This window comes from Streptomyces manipurensis, assembly GCF_049570255.1.
GTDB classification, from domain to species: Bacteria; Actinomycetota; Actinomycetes; order Streptomycetales; family Streptomycetaceae; genus Streptomyces; species Streptomyces manipurensis.
This window is the reverse complement of the sequence record NZ_CP186950.1, coordinates 6,901,679-6,918,123: the sequence shown is the minus strand read 5'-3', so window position 1 is coordinate 6,918,123 and position 16,445 is coordinate 6,901,679. Positions and strand designations below refer to the sequence as shown.

At 73.7% G+C, this 16,445-nt stretch carries 12 protein-coding genes; 7 read left to right on the top strand and 5 right to left on the bottom strand.

Annotated features, from left to right (window positions below):
* Positions 1-30 precede the first annotated feature (30 nt).
* Positions 31-1,053: an LLM class F420-dependent oxidoreductase gene (locus ACPU2J_RS31470; protein WP_423834576.1), complete on the top strand. Its 1,023-nt coding sequence runs from the start codon at positions 31-33 to the stop codon at positions 1,051-1,053.
* A complete protein-coding gene (locus ACPU2J_RS31465; protein ID WP_423834575.1) occupies positions 1,050-2,402 on the top strand; it encodes an MATE family efflux transporter in 1,353 nt (450 codons plus the stop codon). The genes ACPU2J_RS31470 and ACPU2J_RS31465 overlap by 4 nt, the downstream gene beginning before the upstream one ends.
* On the opposite strand, the gene ACPU2J_RS31460 is transcribed toward ACPU2J_RS31465, so the two are convergent.
* Positions 2,382-2,627: a hypothetical protein gene (locus ACPU2J_RS31460; protein ID WP_423835031.1), complete on the bottom strand. Its 246-nt coding sequence runs from the start codon at positions 2,625-2,627 to the stop codon at positions 2,382-2,384. The genes ACPU2J_RS31465 and ACPU2J_RS31460 overlap by 21 nt on opposite strands.
* Before the next feature lie 211 nt (positions 2,628-2,838).
* Positions 2,839-3,579, bottom strand: coding sequence for a TetR/AcrR family transcriptional regulator (locus ACPU2J_RS31455; protein WP_423834574.1), 741 nt, complete (start codon positions 3,577-3,579; stop codon positions 2,839-2,841).
* A gap of 174 nt (positions 3,580-3,753) precedes the next feature.
* Here ACPU2J_RS31455 and ACPU2J_RS31450 point away from each other — a divergent pair, with 174 nt between their 5' ends.
* Positions 3,754-5,490: an amidase gene (locus tag ACPU2J_RS31450; RefSeq protein WP_423834573.1), complete on the top strand. Its 1,737-nt coding sequence runs from the start codon at positions 3,754-3,756 to the stop codon at positions 5,488-5,490.
* A gap of 176 nt (positions 5,491-5,666) precedes the next feature.
* Positions 5,667-6,140 carry a tRNA adenosine deaminase-associated protein gene (locus ACPU2J_RS31445; protein ID WP_420078592.1) on the top strand — a complete coding sequence of 158 codons (474 nt, stop codon included), beginning with the start codon at positions 5,667-5,669 and terminating at the stop codon, positions 6,138-6,140.
* A gap of 99 nt (positions 6,141-6,239) precedes the next feature.
* Here ACPU2J_RS31445 and ACPU2J_RS31440 read toward each other — a convergent pair whose 3' ends face one another.
* Entirely contained in the window at positions 6,240-7,331 is a 1,092-nt protein-coding gene (locus ACPU2J_RS31440; RefSeq protein ID WP_420078593.1) for a GNAT family N-acetyltransferase, read from the bottom strand.
* 444 nt (positions 7,332-7,775) lie between these two features.
* Between ACPU2J_RS31440 and ACPU2J_RS31435 the strand changes: the two genes are divergently transcribed.
* Together ACPU2J_RS31435 and ACPU2J_RS31430 are read left to right on the top strand one after the other, a co-directional pair.
* Positions 7,776-8,186, top strand: coding sequence for a hypothetical protein (locus ACPU2J_RS31435; RefSeq protein ID WP_423834572.1), 411 nt, complete (start codon positions 7,776-7,778; stop codon positions 8,184-8,186).
* A gap of 10 nt (positions 8,187-8,196) precedes the next feature.
* Positions 8,197-10,350 carry a CHAT domain-containing protein gene (locus ACPU2J_RS31430; protein ID WP_420078595.1) on the top strand — a complete coding sequence of 718 codons (2,154 nt, stop codon included), beginning with the start codon at positions 8,197-8,199 and terminating at the stop codon, positions 10,348-10,350.
* Between the two features lie 42 nt (positions 10,351-10,392).
* On the opposite strand, the gene ACPU2J_RS31425 is transcribed toward ACPU2J_RS31430, so the two are convergent.
* Both ACPU2J_RS31425 and ACPU2J_RS31420 read right to left on the bottom strand, forming a co-directional pair.
* A complete protein-coding gene (locus tag ACPU2J_RS31425) occupies positions 10,393-11,043 on the bottom strand; it encodes a TetR/AcrR family transcriptional regulator (protein WP_420078596.1) in 651 nt (216 codons plus the stop codon).
* Positions 11,044-11,167: 124 nt separating this feature from the next.
* Positions 11,168-15,103, bottom strand: a complete 3,936-nt coding sequence (locus tag ACPU2J_RS31420) for a type I polyketide synthase (RefSeq protein ID WP_423834571.1) — start codon at positions 15,101-15,103, stop codon at positions 11,168-11,170.
* 342 nt (positions 15,104-15,445) lie between these two features.
* Here ACPU2J_RS31420 and ACPU2J_RS31415 point away from each other — a divergent pair, with 342 nt between their 5' ends.
* A complete protein-coding gene (locus ACPU2J_RS31415; protein WP_420078598.1) occupies positions 15,446-16,438 on the top strand; it encodes an aldo/keto reductase in 993 nt (330 codons plus the stop codon).
* Positions 16,439-16,445 lie beyond the last annotated feature (7 nt).

Below are 16,445 nucleotides of genomic sequence, written 5' to 3'. Positions count from 1 at the left end.
CCGTCCACCCACACGAGAAGGAGCACCTGCATGCACCTCGGGCTGGCCCTGGGCTACGGCGGAGAACCCGTCGAAGAGCTCCTCCCCGTCGTCGAGCACGCCGAACGGATCGGCGTCGACTCCGTGTGGAGCGTGGAGGAGTACGGCCCCGACGCCGTCAGCATCCTCGGCTACCTCGCCGCCGTCACCCACCGGGTCGCGCTCGGCACCGCCGTCATGCAGATCCCGGCGCGCACCCCCGCCACGACCGCGATGACCGCCATGACCCTCGACATGCTCTCCGGCGGCCGCTTCCGGCTGGGCCTGGGGCTGTCCGTCCCGTGGATCGTCGAGGGCTGGCACGGGCAGCCCTACTCCGAACCCCTGCGCCGCACCCGCGAGTACGTCGAGATCGTCCGCCGGGCGGTCGCCCACGACACCCGCGTGGAACACGACGGCCGGATCTACCGGCTCCCCTACCGCGGCCCCGGCTCCAGCGGCACCGCCCGGCCCGTGAAGTCGGACATGGTTCCGCTGCGCCCCGACATCCCCGTCCACCTGGGCGCGATCGGCCCCCGCAACGTCGCCCTGACCGGGGAGATCGCCGACGGCTGGCTCGCCGGCCTGTACGCCCCGGAACACGAGGCCGTGCTCACCGCTCCCCTGGACGAAGGCCTCGCCCGTGCCGGCCGCGCACCGGGCGAGGTGCGCATCAGCCCGATCCTGTACGTGGCCCGCGCCGACACCGCGGAGGAGGGCCGCGACCGGCTGCGCCCGCTGTTCGCGCACCTCATCGGCGCGGTCGGCCCCTCGGGACGGAACACCTACTTCGACGTCGCCTGCGCGATGGGGTACGAGGGCGCCGCGCACACCGTGCGGGGGCACCTCGCCGAGGGGCGCAAGGCCGAGGCCTTCGCCGCGGTCCCCGACACCCTGCTCGACGAGGTCGCCCTGCCCGGTCCGCTGCCCGCCCTCGTCGAGCGGATCCTGGCCTGGAAGGACTCCCGCGTCGACACCCTCATCCTGCTGACCCGGGACACCGAACTCCTGGACGCGGCCCAGGCGGTCCTGTGACCGCACCGGAGCCACCGGGCCCGCGCGGGGTGTGGAGACTCGCCTACCCGCTGCTGATCGCGGGCCTGACCCAGATCACCGTCAACATCGTGGACACCGTGCTGCTCGCCCGGCTTTCCTCCGGGGCGCTCGGCGCCTTCTCGCTCGCCGCCCCCGTGTACCTGATCGCCCTGATCGTCGTCCGGGGCTGGGCGACGGCCGTGCAGGTGCAGGTGGCCCGGCGGCACGGCGCGGGACGGCCCGACGAGGTCGCCCGGGTGGTCCGCACCGGCGTGCTCACCGCGCTGGCCGCCGGCGCCGCCGTCGGGGCCGTGCTGTACGCCGCCGCCACGCCCGTGCTCCTGCTCCTCGGGGCTCCGGAGGACGTACTGGGCCGGGCGACCGCGTACCTGCACGTCCTCGCCTGGGCCGTGCCCTTCGCCGCCGTCTCCTTCACCCTGCAGGGGGCCTGTGCGGGCATCGGGGCCACGCGGGCCGCGATGTACCACGCGCTGCTCGTCAACGCGGTCAACCTGCCGGTCGGCCTGCTGCTGGTCTTCCGCGCAGGTCTCGGCGTCACCGGCGCGGCCCTCGCGACCCTCGCCGCCACCGCGGCGGGATGCGGGTACCTCCTGCTGTACGCCCGCCGCCGGCTGCCGCGGGCCGTGGGGAGGCCCGGGGACCCGCGCGAGGTCCGGCGGGAGCTGTGGCGGATCGGCTGGCCGGAGATGAGCACCCTGGGCATCGGCTACCTCAACGAGGCGCTGCTGGCCGGATTCGCCGCCCGGATGGGCACCCATGAGCTCGCCGCCCACCGCATCGTCGACAACCTGCTCCTGGTCGTCTTCACCGCACTGGCGTCCGGCGCCTCGGCGATCACGGTCCTGGCCGGGCGGGAACTGGGGGGCGGAGACCGGGAGCGGGCCGATGCCTGGCAGCGCGCGGGGGCCCGGCTGCTCCTGCTGCTGCTCGCCGTCCCCTCCGTCCTCGTGTTCGCGTTCGGCCGGCCGTTGATCTCGCTGGTCACCGCGGACCCGGCGGTCGCGGCAGCGGCCTGGGAGACCACCCCGCTCGCGCTGCTGAGCATGGCGCCGATGGTCCCGGCGATGTCGCGCGGCGCCCTGCTGCGCGCCGCGGGCGACACCCGGGCCCTGATGGTGGCCTCGGTGATCAGCGACTACGTCCTGCTCATCCCGCTGGGCTGGTTCCTCGGCCTCGGCCTGGGGCTCGGTCTGCCCGGCCTCTACCTGGCCTGGACCGCCTTCGCCGTCCTCTACGCCGGCCTCGTCCACCTGCGCCACGCACGGTTCACCCGGCCGTCCCCCGAGCTGAAGTTACCCTCGCGTCAATCAACCACCACCGAGACTTAGGTGAGCCTTCCCTAGCACGGGTCGGGGGTGAGGGAGCCTCCCGTCCAGGGAGGGATCATGGCCGTGACCGCGCTCGAAGAAGGGCCCCCGCAGGGCCGCCCGGCATTCCCGGGCCCGGAGCCCGCAGCCGCAGCCCGCGGGGGCCGCCTGCACGGTCTGCCCCTGCTCCAGCAGGCCGAGGGCGTGGTTGAGGCGCACGCGGGTGCGCCATTCCGAGAAGGGCATCCCGGTCCCCGCCTGGAAGGCGCGGCGCAGGGTGGTCGCGCTGGTGGAGAAGTCTCCGCCCAGGTCGGGTTCACCAGCACCAACGGCTTCATCCCGGCCTTCCGCCGCCACTTCGGGTGTACCCCTGGCACCTACGCCCGCAGGACGGCGGAGGATTCCCGCAGCGGCTCCTGAGCGGGGCCCCGCGCCATGACCGCCGGCCCGCGCGCCGTCACTCCCGGCCGGCGGGGCGCAGTTCGCGTTCGAGGGCGGACAGGGCGAAGGCGTGCGCGGAGGTGTGCTGCCAGCGGGACCGGCCGAACATCACGTCCTCGGAGAGCCCGCTGAGCATGGCCACGGCCCGGATGGTGAATCCGGGAAGGTCCACGTCGGCGAAGTCGCCGGTGTTCTGCCCCTCGCGCACGATGGCCTCCAGGCGCTCGTCCCAGCCGTCCAGCAGCTCCGTGAGGATGCGGCGGCCCGCCTCGTCGTGGCGCTGGGCCAGCACCTGCGTCCACAGCGCGTACCGTTCGTCGCCCTGGTGGCGGGGCAGGTAGTGGCCGACGAACAGGTCCAGCTTCTCGGCGGGCGACGCGGCCCGGTCGGCGGCCTGCTGGAAGCCGGCCCACAGGTCCGCCTGGCTCCACGCGAGCACTTCGAGCAGCAGCCGGTCCTTCTTGCCGAAGTGGTAGAGGATGTGCCCCGTGCTCATGCCGGCCCGCTCGGCGATGTCGGACATCCGCAGGGCGGCCGTGCCCTTCTCGGCGATCACGCTGATCGCGGCCCTCATCGCCCGCCCGCGCGCCTCGTCCCCGCTCGGCTGACGCTTCCGGTCGACCGCGACCCGGCCCGCAGCCCTGCCCGCACCCCGACCGGCGGGCCGGGAGGAGGCGGTCCCCGCGCCGGACGGCCCGGTCGCACCCGCCGGCGAGGAGCGGTCGGGCACCGCGGGACCGGTCTCTGACGTCGGCATGGGCTCACTTTCGTTCCGGAAATCCGGCTCCCCAGTCTAGGTTCCGAAAATCTAGACCGTTAGTCTAGACTGAAAATCTAGTCAGAGCGATGGGGAGTGTCACGGCCGGCTGTGCGCGGTCGCCCCGACGGCCCGCGGCCCGCCTGTCCCACCAACCACCCAGGAGACACCCACATGACGCGCGGATTCGATGTCGTGGAGACCTGTATCGCCGACCTGCGCGCGGCGCTGGAGAAGGGCGAGACGACCGCGGTCGGCCTGCTCGACGCCTACCTCGCGCGGATCGAGGCGTACGACCGGCCCGGCACGGGCACCGCGCTGAACGCGATGGTGGTGATGAACCCGCGGGCCCGCGCGGATGCGGAGGCCTCCGACGCCCGCCGCGCGCGCGGCGAGACCCTCGGCCCGCTCGACGGCATCCCGTACACCGCCAAGGACAGCTACCTCGCCGAGGGGCTCACGGCCGCGTGCGGCTCCCCCGCCTTCGAGCACCTCGTCGCCCAGCGCGACGCCTTCGCCATCGAACGGCTCCGCGCGGGCGGAGCCGTCCTCATCGGCCTCACCAACATGCCGCCCATGGCGAACGGCGGCATGCAGCGCGGCGTGTACGGCCGCGCGGAGAGCCCGTACAGCGCCGACTGGCTGACCAGTGCCTACGGCTCCGGCTCCTCCAACGGCTCCGGCACGGCGACGGCGGCGTCCTTCGGCGCGTTCGGCCTCGGTGAGGAGACCTGGTCCTCGGGCCGCGCGCCCGCCTCGAACAACGCGCTGTGCGCCTACACGCCCAGCCGCGGCGTGATCTCCGTCCGCGGCAACTGGCCGCTCGTACCGACCATGGACGTCGTCGTCCCGCACACCCGCACCATGGCCGACCTGCTGGAACTGCTCGACGTGATCGTCGCCGACGACCCGCACACGCGCGGCGACCTGTGGCGCGCCCAGCCGTGGGTGGAACTGCCCCCGGCCTCGCGGGTGCGCCCCGCCTCCTACCCGGCGCTCGCGCCCGCCGACGCCGCGGCCGCGTCCGGCGTGCTCGCGGGCAAGCGCGTCGGCGTCCCCCGCATGTACGTCAACGCCGACCCGGACGCCGGAACGAACCCGGACGGGGGCATCGGCGGCCAGACCGGGCAGCGCATCGACACCCGCCCCTCGGTGATCACCCTCTGGGAGGCCGCCCGCCGCGACCTGGAGGCGGCGGGCGCCGAGGTGGTCGAGGTCGACTTCCCCGTGGTCACCAACTACGAGTCCGACCGCCCCGGTGCGCCCTCGCTGCTCACCCGCGGACTGGTCGGCCGCGAGTACCTCGCCTTCGAGATCGAGGACCTGTCCGCCTGGGCGTGGGACGACTTCCTGCGCGCCAACGGCGACCCGGCCCTCTCCACCCTGGCCGAGGTCGACGGCAGCCTGATCTGGCCCAAGCAGGAAGGCGAACTGCCCGACCGCTACGACGGCTTCGACGACACCATCGGCGACTACCCGCGCTTCGTGCGCGAACGCCCGTACGCCTCCCTCACCGACATGCCGCACCTCGAGGCAGGGCTGCGCGGGCTCGAGGAGACCCGCCGGCTGGACCTGGAGCTGTGGATGGACGGGCTCGGCCTGGACGCCGTGGTGTTCCCGGCCGTCGCCGACGTCGGCCCCGCCGACATGGACGTCTCCCCCGCCTCCGCCGACCTCGGCTGGCGCAACGGCGTCTGGGTCGCCAACGGCAACCTGGTCCCCCGCCACCTCGGCATCCCCACCGTGACCGTGCCGATGGGCACCATGGCGGACACCGGCATGCCCGTCGGACTGACCTTCGCCGGCCGCGCCTACGACGACAACGCCCTGCTGACCCTCGCCGCGGCCTTCGAGCGGACGGGCAGCCGGCGCACGGTGCCGACGCGCACACCGAGGTTGTCGGCCGGGTGATCCCGGGGACGGGGACGCCGGGGCCACGCCGCCGTGCACACGGAGCTGCTCGAACCCGCCTGACGGGCCGTCGCTGCGTCGAACGGCCGCCGGTGCGCCGGCCGGCGTTGGTCCGTGCGGACCACGCCAGGCCCGCGTGCGGCTAGCGGGTGGTCCGACGGGGCACCTCTGGGGCCGTGAGAGAACACAGGAACCACCGATACGCGATCACGGTCGAACGCCGCGACGGCGCCTGGCAGTGCACCCGTCTGGACCGCACGGCCCTCACCGGGCTGGACGAGGCGATCGCTGCCGTGGGCGCGGTCGGGGCCCGGGAGCCGGTGTTCGGGTTCTTCAACGCGGACGAGTCGTTCTTCCTGATCCTGCGTCCGGCACCGGACGGCACCACCCTGCTGCTCTCGGACGCACGCGCAGCGCACCGGCACACGCTCGCGGCCGAGGCGCTGGACGTCCTGGGCCTGACCGCGCCCGCGGCGGACGCTCCGGGCGCCCGGCCGGCCGGAGACCCGGGCGTCCTCGCCACACTGGGCCTCACGGCCGAGGCCATGGCCGCGATCCTGGAAGGTCCGGACGCTGTGCCCGACGACCAGCTGCGTGCCGTCGCGGACCGGTGCGGGTTCAGCGCCGAGTTCGACCGCCTGCGCCGGTAGGGCCCGGCCCGCACTGGGGTGGGATCCTCCTCGGTCGGTCCCGCCGTGCACGGGAGGTCGTTGGTGCCGGTGGGATCGATGGGGCCGGCCGCTCGGCGGTCACGAGCGGCGGTCGCGCATCCTGCCGACCGCGGCCAGGGTGCGCAGCGCCGCGGACTTGAGGTACGGCCGTTCGCGCACGAAGGCGCGGGCGGCGCGCGGCGGCTCGTGGCTGAGCCAGTGCAGGGCCGCCCCGGCCCCGGCCCGCAGCACGGCGCCCTCGTGCACGATCAACTCCCGGGTCTTGAGGGAGTCCTTGTAGGGGGCGTCGCCCCTGCCGAGGTCGAGCATGTCGATCCCGGCGGTGGCGGCCGCCTCGATCATGCGGAGGTAGAGGACACGTCCGGGACTGAACGTGGCGAAGTCCCGGTCGTAGGCGGGGAACCAGCACGACAGCACGGTGCGCGAGCGCAGGCCGAAGTGGGCAGCGACGGGCCGGTCGCCCGCGTAGAGGACGGACAGCAGGCCCGAGCAGGACGGTGTCCGGGTGGTGGAGAGCGCCGTCACCAGGTTGTTGATCCAGTCCTGGGCGAACCGGTCGCGCCGGCCGGTGCGGCGGTACTGGGCGGACTTCCACGCCATCAGCGCCCGCAGAACGGCCGGACTGCGCTCGTCGAACACGAAGCGCAGCGGCCCGGCCTGCCGGGCCAGGCGGCGTTCCTGTGCGCGGGTCGTCTTGAGGAAGCTGCGGGAGTTGGCCCGGAGCAGGGTCTCGTAGGCGGCGTATCCGCCGGTGAGGTCGATGACGGGCGAGGCGAACCCCCCGGTGGTGAACGGCAGGAACAGGTCCTGGCCGCTTTCGAGGTGGTTGAACTCCCAGACGGACAGGGAGCTGGCCCGCAGCAGCTCGTGCGGGTCCACGACCGCGCCCGCGCGCAGCACCACCCCCTGGCAGTCGGAGACGCCCAGGCCGATGGCGCGGCCGCGCCCCCACCGGCCCCGCTCGAAGGGGAAGAAGCCGGCCGGTTCCCCGGCCTGGCGCACGACCGCGACCCTGGCGCCCGGCCGGACGCGGCCGACGGCCCGGCAGAACTCCGGGCTCATGAAGGGGTTGGCCTGCGGCGCCGTACTGGCCCGCAGGTCGCCCCACAGCTCCAGGTCCTCCGGGGTCAGCTCGGCGGGGCGGATCACGTCGATGCGTTGGACGGTCACTACGGCTCCAATACGTCGGAAACTCACCGGTCATGGCCGACTGCCAACACACGAGCAGTGCGCTGCGGCCGCGCCGGGGCGCCCACCACCCGGCCCCGCCGACCTCGGGCTCCGGCCTCGGTCGGTGGGGCCGTGTGAGGGCTCCCTGCGGTGATAAACGACTGTCGGAGTATCAAGCAGCGGTAAAGAACCAGCCACGTCGGGCAAAGTCCCACGGCACAGTCACCGCGAACCCCGGCAGCAGCCTCTGCCGGCCCGCCCCGGCCCGCCCGCCCGCCCGCCCGCCGGAAACCGACCGGTTCCATGCCGGGAAGCGGAACAGAAATTTCCGGAATGCCGGACGTCATGGCGGCCGCCACGCCATACTGCAACCGGAACAGGCCAGTTGGGGGGACACGTCCGTCGCCGGGAGCAGTGCGGGCGACCCCCGTCGAGGGGGAGTACATGACGGATGCCATCAAGGTGCGCGTTCCGGGCGAGCTCGCGGAGCTCCTGATCGCGGAGGGGCACGCCACACCGACCCGCGCGCGACGCAGTTCCCAGTGGGGGCTCGACGGGGACTTCATCCAGGGGACGGCGACGGTGATCGCCCTGATGCAGGCCCCGCAGACCGTCGCCTACCTGGCGGGGGTCATCCGTTCGCTCGCGTCCCGGCGCCGGGCCGACCGGGCCGACGACCGCGGGAGGATCTTCGTCGAGGCCGTCGGCCCGTACGGCCAGATCCGCATCGACTGCGCCGCGGCGACCGTGGAGGAGGTCGAGCGACTGCTGGGGCGCGCGATGCTTCCCCCACAGAGCGGCGGCCCGGCCGAAGGCGGCGGTCCGGCCGCCGCCCCCGACACCGGCGCCGTCTGAGCAGCCCGCCATGGGCAACTGGCGCGGCCGCCTCGCCTCGAAGATCGTCACCGCGGTCCGGCAGCACCTGGAAGTGGACCTGCTGACAGATCTGGAGGGCCTCGACGCGATCGACGTCCGGGCCGTCACCAGGCTCTACCAGGTCCTGGACCGTCCGCCGGTGTACTCGACGGCGCTCGACCACATCGTCCAGGCCGTCGACCAGCACTACTCCCGCACCACGCCCAAACCGCTGGTCCGCCGGCTCCTGGCCTCCCTGCTGGACGAGGTCGGCGGCCACTACGAGCGACTCGGCCGTGAGGAGCAGGCCGCACACTGCAACCGGATCGCGGCCGGGCTGGCTCCGGACGGTCCGGACCGGACGATCCTCCACCTGCTGTCGGCGATCCACGGCGAGTACCAGCTGCACACCCTCGGATCCCACACGGTCGACGCCGTCCTGCGCGCCCTGCTCCACGAGGTGGGCCGCAGCGGCCGGAAGATCAGACGCGCGCGGATTCTGGCCGCCGTCGCCTACGCCGCACACTCGACCGGCAACTTCGAGCGCCTCCGGACCACGGTGGAACCGCTGGCGGCGACCGCCGACACACCCGGGTACCGGGCCCTCGCCACCTTCTACCGGTCCCGCATCCTGCTCGTCGGCGGCCGCACCGACGAGGGGCTGGCCATGGAACGGGAGTTCTCGCGAGCGGCGGCCGGGGTCGGCCGGAGGGACCGGGCCCACGACATGGTGGCCCTGGCCGTGGACAGCCTCACCCCGGACAACAGCGCCATGGAGCAGGCGTCCCAGGCCGCCCGCCGGGGCGACCACGTGGGGGCGTCGGGGTGGTACGGACAGTGCGCCGAGGAAACACCTGCCGGGCCCTTTCGAGCGGCAATGCGGCTGTACGCCGAAGCCGCGAGGGTGCACGGCGGTCTGCTGCCCTCACCCACCGCCGTGCGACAGTGCCTGTCGCGGCTCTGTGCCGACAACGTCTTCGCCGCCCGCACCATGGCCGACGTGGAGGTCGTCCTCGCGAGCCTGCTGATCAGGACCGTGGACCTCCACGAGGCGGGCCACGATCCCCAGGTCGTCGCCGAAGTCGCCGACTTCCTCGGGGAGTTCCGGGGCGGTACGGCCGTCGGGAACCCCCAGGACAGCGGGGCCTACGACAACGACGCCCGCGCGGACATGACGCTCGTGGACTTCCTGGGACGGACCAGGGCGCCGGTGTCGACCGCGGCGATCACGGCGGAACTCCCCGCGCACCACGTCGTCTGGGTGAACGTCACCGGTGAGGAGATCGGCGAGCACTCCCTCACGGTCGTGACGCTGCGCCCCTCGGACCCCGTGCCGCTCGTCCGGCGCACCCGCCTCTCCACGGCCGACGGAAAAGCGCTGGCACAGTGCCTGGACGAGGACTCGGAGGAGGCCCCGGCGGAATCCGTCCGGCGGGTCTCCGACCTGTTCTTCGCCGACGTCGGCCCCGAGGCCGCGGGCTCCCGCGTCCTCGTGGTTCCCGACTCGGCCACCTGGGCGATGCCCTGGAACGAACTCGCTCCCCAGGGCGCCGCGGAGCTGACCATCAGCATGTCGGCGGCAGCGGTCCTGCGGTCCCGGCCCGCCCGGCCGGCCGTCGTGCCCCGGGTGATCGGGATCTTCGACGAGGTCGGCCTCGAGAAGTCCCGTTCGGAAGTCGAGGCCCTGGACCGGCTCGACGCCCAGGGGCACATCCGCTTCACCCAGGTGCACTCGCTCGCCGAACTCCAGGACGCGCTCCAGGCAGCTCCGTACGACATCCTGACCATCAGCGTGCACGGCACGAACAACGACGGCTTCGAGTACCGCATGCTCCTGCCGGACGGCCCCTCCTCCCCGTCCGCCCTGCTGCGGCTCGGGCTCCCCGAGGTGGTCGCCCTCGCCTGCTGCTATTCGGCCAAGCCCACCGAGCGTGCCGACACCACGGCCGCAGCCCTGTCCTGCCTGGTGGCGGGAGCCTCACAGGTCATCGGCGGCCTGTGGGCCATCGACGACGAGCTGGCCGCGCGCCTGATGGCCGACACCTACGATCTCCACCTGCGCCGGGGCGCACCCCTGGCGCAGGCCCTGCGTCAGGCACATCTGGCCCTGCCGCCCGATCTGCGGCCCCTCGCCGCGGGACTCGCCCTCATCGGGCGGGGCTGACGCCGCTGCCGCTCCGGGGACGGAGGGGCAGCGGGGTGGGGGTCAGGCCGGATTGCGGGGGGTCCAGCCGCGTTGGGCGTAGGACAGGATGCCCGTGAGCGCGATCCTCAGCAGGGCGCGCAGCTCGACGTGGAGCGGGGCCCTGGACTCCGTCTCCTGGGTCCAGCGGTAGAGGAGGCCCAGGTAGGCGTCGCGCAGGAGGTTGCCGGCGAGCAGCGGGTCGACGTCGGCGGCCACCTCGCCGCGGGCCTGCCCGGCGGCGATCACCTGGGTGAACACGGACCCGGCGTAGTGCGGCTCCTCCAGCAGCGGCTGGCCCGACTTGACCCAGGCGGTGAGCATCACCCGGGTCAGGTCCTGTTCCGCCTCGTTGAAGTCGGCGAGCGTGGCCATGCAGCGCTCCAGCTGCACGGTGACGTCGTCCTCCAGCGCCAGGGCCTTCTCCATCGCGGCTTCGAGGCTCCTGCGCCGGTGCTCGGCCCACGTGGTGACCAGGTCCTCCTTCTTCTGGAAGTGGTTGAAGAAGGTCCCCCGGGCCACGTCGGCCCGTTCGGTGATGTGGTCGATGGTGGTGCCGTCGTACCCCTGCTCGGCGAACAGTCCCACCGCGGCGGTGTAGAGATTGTCGTGCATGCGCCGCCGGCTGCGTTCGCGCCTGCCGACCGGTTGCACCTCGCTGTGCTCGACGGTCATAGGGTGTCTCCTCCTGAGGCCCTGATGGGCTCGTCACATGATTCCTGTTGACGGGTGGCGAGCCCCCGGACGCGTGGGCTGCACGCCACACTCACCCATAGGTGAACCATAGTTCATTGATACATCAGAGTTCAACGTGTGCGGCGAGGGCGGATTCGATCCCCGCCACGCTCTCCCCGCCGAGCAGCCGGCCCACCGCGAAGTCGCCCCCGAACTCCGTCAGCAGGATGCGGCGCAGCTGCATCGCCATGAGCGAGTCCAGGCCGAGGTCGGTCAACGGCCGCCGCGCGTCCAGACGCTCGGCACCGGTGCCCAGCACGGCGGCGATCCGGGCGCGCACGCCCGGGCCGGCGACCGGGGCCGCCGTACGGACGGACGGCGGCGGCGGCGCGGAAACGGTGGGCGGCGCGGCCGGGACGTCCTCGAGCGGCTCCAGGGCCATGCCCTCGAACGCCGCGATCACACGTCCGCCGGCGCTGCTCAGCAGCACGTCGCAGCGGGCGGGCCCCGCGCCCCGCCCGGGGTCCGCGGGCCCGGCGAAGCGCGCGGCGCTCCAGAACTCCCCGTCCGGGTCCTGCGCGAGCATCACCCGCTCGAAGGAGACGGGCAGGAAGGAACGGCCCGCCTCCCGCCCCGCGCCGTACCGGGGCCACGACGCCAGCATGGCCAGGAGCCCCGCCTCCAGCGCGACGGCGCCGCCCCCGTCGGTGTGCAGGCGCGCCACGGCCTCGCCCTCGCGCCGCCACAGCTGCCGCACGGCGCGCAGCTCCGGCGCCACGGTGTAGCCGTGGACCTCGCCCCGCCGGTAGAACTCGGCGGCCGGTACGTACTCCCCGCACCGCGTCAGCGTGCCGTCCAGGTCCACCGGATCCCGCCGGCCGCCGGGCCGCGCCGTGCCCGAGACGCAGCGCACGTCCGTACCGGCGGCGTCCACGACCACGTCCACCGTGAACCGGTACGCGTCTCCCGTGGCCTCAGCACCCTCGGCGCCCTCCGTGTCCACCGGCTCCAGGACCACGCGCAGCGCGGTCCGCCGCTCCTGTGCGGAGCCCGGCGCGGGCAGCGGCAGGGCGCCCTCCAGCCGTACGCCCTCCAGCGTCACCGGACCGTCGTCGCCGGTGAGGTCGCGGACGGCCTCCGCGACCAGCCCCAGGGGCACCACCGGAGGCAGCAGGGCCTCCCCCGCCACCTCGACGCCCCGGCCGAACGCGGCCGTGCCGAGCCGGGACAGCCGCACGCTCCGTACGTATCCTCCCCGCACGCCGGAGGGTGCCGCGGCCGGCACGGTCGGCACCGTGTTCGCCGCCTCCGTCGTGGCGGCCGGTGGGCGGAAGTCCTCGGTGTCCCAGGCGTAGGCCGGCAGCGGGGCCCATTCCCCGCCGCCCGCGTCCCGGTCTCCGTACACACGCCGCCAGTCGACCGCGGCGCCCAGGGCGTGGGCCCGGCCGAGCGCGCACAGGGCGGAGCGGGTCTCGTCCTGCTGCCGGACGAGCGTGCTCACGACGGCCACCGGTACGCCCGCCTTCTCCTGGCAGTCCGTCAGTGCCTGGGCGAGCAGTGGGTGCGGCGCGATCTCGACGAAGACCGTTTCGCCGTCCTTGACGACGTGGCCCACGGACTCGGCGAACCGCACCGGCTCGCGGAGGTTGTCCCTCCAGTAGGCGCCGTCCAGGGTCGCGCCGCGCACGGTCTCGCACCGCACCGTCGAGAACAGCTCGATGCGCGGTTCCCTGGGCCGCAGCTCGCGGAGCCGGGCCGGGAGCTCCTCGCGCAGTTCGTCCATCAGCGGGGAGTGGGAGGCCACGTTCACCTTGACCGGGCGGTTGAAGACGCCGGCCCGGTCCAGCTCGGCCGCGATCGCGGCGAGGGCGGCGGGGTCACCGGCGAGGACCGTGGCGCGCGGGGAGTTCTCCACGGCCACGCACACGCCGTCCCCCTCGTGGCGCGCGACCAGCTCACGGGCGGCCGCGGGCGCGAGTTCGGTGGCGAGCATGGCACCCCGTCCGGCCAGCCGTCGCATCAGCGTGCTGCGCCGGCAGATGACCCGGGCCGCGTCCCGTACGGACAGCGCCCCGCTCACGCAGGCCGCAGCCGCCTCGCCCATGCTGTGGCCGAGGCAGACGTCCGGCTCCACACCCATCGCCCGCCAGTGCGCGGCCAGCGCGACCTCCACGGCCCACAGCGCGGGCTGCACCACCTCGACCGCGTCGGGTATCTCCTCGCCTCCGCGCAGCAGGTCGGCGACGGACCAGCCCAGCTCCTCCCGCACGGCCGCGTCGCACTCCTCGAGCGCCGTGCGGAAGGCGGTGGAGGAGGCCATCAGTCCCGCGCCCATGCCGCGCCACTGGGATCCCTGCCCGGGGAAGACGAAGGCGACCCGCCGCGGTCCGCCGAAGCCGGCCTCGTGGACGCCTCCGTGGGCGGAGGGCTCGCCGGCCGCCAGGTCGCGCAGGGTGCGGGCCAGGTCGTCGTGGCTGCTGCCGACCGCCCAGAGACGGAACGGGTGGGTGTCGCGGCCGGCGGCCGCCGAGCGGCACAGGGCGCGCAGGGTGTGGGAACGGCCCGCCCCGCCCGGCTCCAGGTGCGCCGCGTGACGCAGGGCGAGCGCGCGGAGGGACGCGGACGAGCGCGCGCCGAGGACCAGCAGCTCGGGCGTGCCGGCGGGCGGTTCCGCCACCGGGTGCGCGGGCTCGGCAGCCGTGGGCTTCGGCGCCGCTCCCGCACCCGCACCCGCACCCGCACCCGCATGCGTGCCCGCACCCGCTTCCGCACCCGCGCGTTCGCCGGCCACGTACTCCCCGACCACCACGTGCGCGTTGGTGCCCGAGATCCCGAAGGAGCTGACGCCCAGGACGGCGCGGTCGCCGACGGGTTCCAGCGGCCTGTTCTCCCGCACCACCTCCACCGGGAACTCCGCGTCGGCGAGCAGCGGATGAGGAGTGGTCACGTGCAGCGAGGCGGGCACGGTGCGGTGGCGGACCATCAGGACGGCCTTGATGAGCCCGGCGATGCCGGCCGCCGCCTCGGCGTGCCCGATGTTGCTCTTCACCGATCCCGTCAGCAGCGGTCGCGCGGGGTCCCTGCCCGTCAGCGCCTCCGCGAGGGCGCGCAGTTCGACGGTGTCGCCGACGGTGGTGCCGGTGCCGTGCGCCTCGACGTAGTCCAGCTCTTCGGGCCGGACCCCGGCGCTGCGCCAGGCCTCGGCGAGCATCTCCACCTGCCCGGAGACGGCGGGCTGCAGCAGCAGGCCGCTGCCGCGGCCGTCGCTGGTGACGGCGCTGCCCAGCAGCAGCGCGTGGACGGGATCGCCCGCGGCGAGTGCGTCGGACAGCCGCTTGAGCACCACCACTCCGACGCCCTCGCTGCGTACGAAGCCGTCCGCGGCGGCGTCGGCGAACTTGCAGCGGCCGTCGGGCGAGAGCATCTCGCCCTGGGAGTAGGCGATGGCGTCGCGCGGGGAGAGGATCACGTTGACTCCCGCGGCCACCGCGAGGTCGCACTCGCCGGTCAGCAGGCTCTGCCGGGCGGCGTGCACCGCGACGAGCGAGGAGGAGCAGGCCGTGTCCAGGGTGATGCTCGGTCCGCGCAGGTCGAGGGCGTGGCTGACCCGGCCGGAGGTGACGGCTCGCAGGCCGCTGCCGGCCAGGGCCCGGACGTCGCCGGAGCCGGCCGCTCCCAGCACCTCGCCGTACTCCGCGGTGGCCTGGCCGACGAAGACGCCGGCCCTGCTGCCGGCCAGGGAGGACGGCGGGACGTGCGCGTCCTCCAGCGCCTCCCACACGACCTGGAGGAGCAGCCGCTGCTGCGGGTCCATGGTGCGGGCCTCGCGGGGCGATATCCCGAAGAAGGCGGCGTCGAAGCCGTGGACGTCGTCGAGGAAGCCGCCCCGCAGGGATCTGAGCCGGCCCGGCGCGGGAGCGGGGCCGGAGTAGAGGGATGCGGCGTCGAACCTGTCGCGGGGTACGGCGGTGACCGCTTCGCCGCCCGTGGAGAGCAGGTCCCAGAAGGCGGCGGTGTCCGCTGCCCCAGGGAACCGGCATCCGGTTCCGACGATCGCCATCGCGCCAACTGTGTCCACTGCGGGCCTTTCTGATCTAGGTGCAGTCCAAAAGTACACGCCAGGTCAAAGTTGCTCTCAGATCCCACGTGAAGAGCACGTTAAGCCTGTACGACCAGCCGCGTTACATCCCATGCCGCTTAGGCATCACCGCAGTTCAGCGCGACCACCTCCGGCATCCCCGACTCCGTCAGGACTTGGTCAAGATCGAAACTGGCCTTCGGTAAAGAGTTGAATCGCAGTACATGTTTGTGTTTGAGTCCTGCTCGTGAGTGGCCGGTCCGGCTCCCCCGCCCGGACCGGCCCTCCTCCCCCAACCCCGAAATCCCGCCACAGGAGTGACGCATGCTCGGAATCAGGAAGCTCGGAACCCAGGGCCTGGAGGTCTCCGAACTCGGCCTCGGCTGCATGGGGATGAGCCAGTGGTACGGCGCCACCGACGACCGGGAGTCGACGGCCACGATCCACCGCGCCCTGGAACTCGGCTACACGCTCTTCGACACGGCCGAGGCGTACGGCCCGTACGACAACGAGGAACTGCTCGGCAAGGCGCTCAAGGGGCGACGCGAACAGGCGGTCATCGCGACCAAGTTCGGCTTCCCCATGAAGCTCAAGGACGGCACCACCGCCGAGGCCGACAGCCGACCCGAGCACGTCGTCGAGGTCGTCGAGGCCTCGCTGCGGCGACTGGGCACGGACCACGTCGACGTGCTCTACCAGCACCGCGTCGACCCCCGGGTCCCCATCGAGGAGACCGTCGGGGCCATGGCCGGCCTGGTGGAGCAGGGCAAGGTGCGCTACCTGGGCCTGTGCGAGGCCGGCGCCGCGACGGTCCGTCGCGCCCATGCCGTGCACCCGCTCTCCGTGGTCCAGAGCGAGTTCTCCGTCTGGGAGCGCAACCTGGAGGCCGACGTCCTCCCCGTGCTGCGCGAACTCGGCATCGGACTGGTCGGTTTCTGCCCGCTGGGCCGCGGGTTCCTCACCGGCGGGGTGCTCCGGGCCGAGGACTACCCCGAGGACGACTTCCGCCACCACGACCCGCGCCTGCAGGGCGCGAACTACGACCAGAACACCGCGGTCGCCGCCACCGTGCGCGAACTGGCCGAGGCCCGGGGCCTCACCCCGGCGCAGCTGGCCATCGCCTGGGTGCTGCACCAGGGCACCGACATCGTGCCGATCCCCGGGACCAAGCGGCGCACCTACCTGGAGGAGAACACCGCCGCGGCCGCAGTCCGCCTCGACGCCGCGACGCTCGCCGCGATCGACGCGGCGGTCCGCCCCGACCGGGTCGCCGGGCCCCGTTACAACGAGCGGATGATGGCCTACATCGACCGCTGACCACCCG

What these genes read in the sequence shown, in the direction of transcription:
- ACPU2J_RS31470 (WP_423834576.1), top strand. Translation starts at nt 31, where the DNA reads ATGCACCTCGGGCTGGCCCTGGGCTACGGCGGAGAACCCGTCGAAGAG.
- ACPU2J_RS31460 (WP_423835031.1), bottom strand. Translation starts at nt 2,627, where the DNA reads ATGCCCTTCTCGGAATGGCGCACCCGCGTGCGCCTCAACCACGCCCTC.
- ACPU2J_RS31455 (WP_423834574.1), bottom strand. Translation starts at nt 3,579, where the DNA reads ATGCCGACGTCAGAGACCGGTCCCGCGGTGCCCGACCGCTCCTCGCCG.
- ACPU2J_RS31450 (WP_423834573.1), top strand. Translation starts at nt 3,754, where the DNA reads ATGACGCGCGGATTCGATGTCGTGGAGACCTGTATCGCCGACCTGCGC.
- ACPU2J_RS31435 (WP_423834572.1), top strand. Translation starts at nt 7,776, where the DNA reads ATGACGGATGCCATCAAGGTGCGCGTTCCGGGCGAGCTCGCGGAGCTC.
- ACPU2J_RS31430 (WP_420078595.1), top strand. Translation starts at nt 8,197, where the DNA reads ATGGGCAACTGGCGCGGCCGCCTCGCCTCGAAGATCGTCACCGCGGTC.
- ACPU2J_RS31425 (WP_420078596.1), bottom strand. Translation starts at nt 11,043, where the DNA reads ATGACCGTCGAGCACAGCGAGGTGCAACCGGTCGGCAGGCGCGAACGC.
- ACPU2J_RS31420 (WP_423834571.1), bottom strand. Translation starts at nt 15,103, where the DNA reads ATGGCGATCGTCGGAACCGGATGCCGGTTCCCTGGGGCAGCGGACACC.
- ACPU2J_RS31415 (WP_420078598.1), top strand. Translation starts at nt 15,446, where the DNA reads ATGCTCGGAATCAGGAAGCTCGGAACCCAGGGCCTGGAGGTCTCCGAA.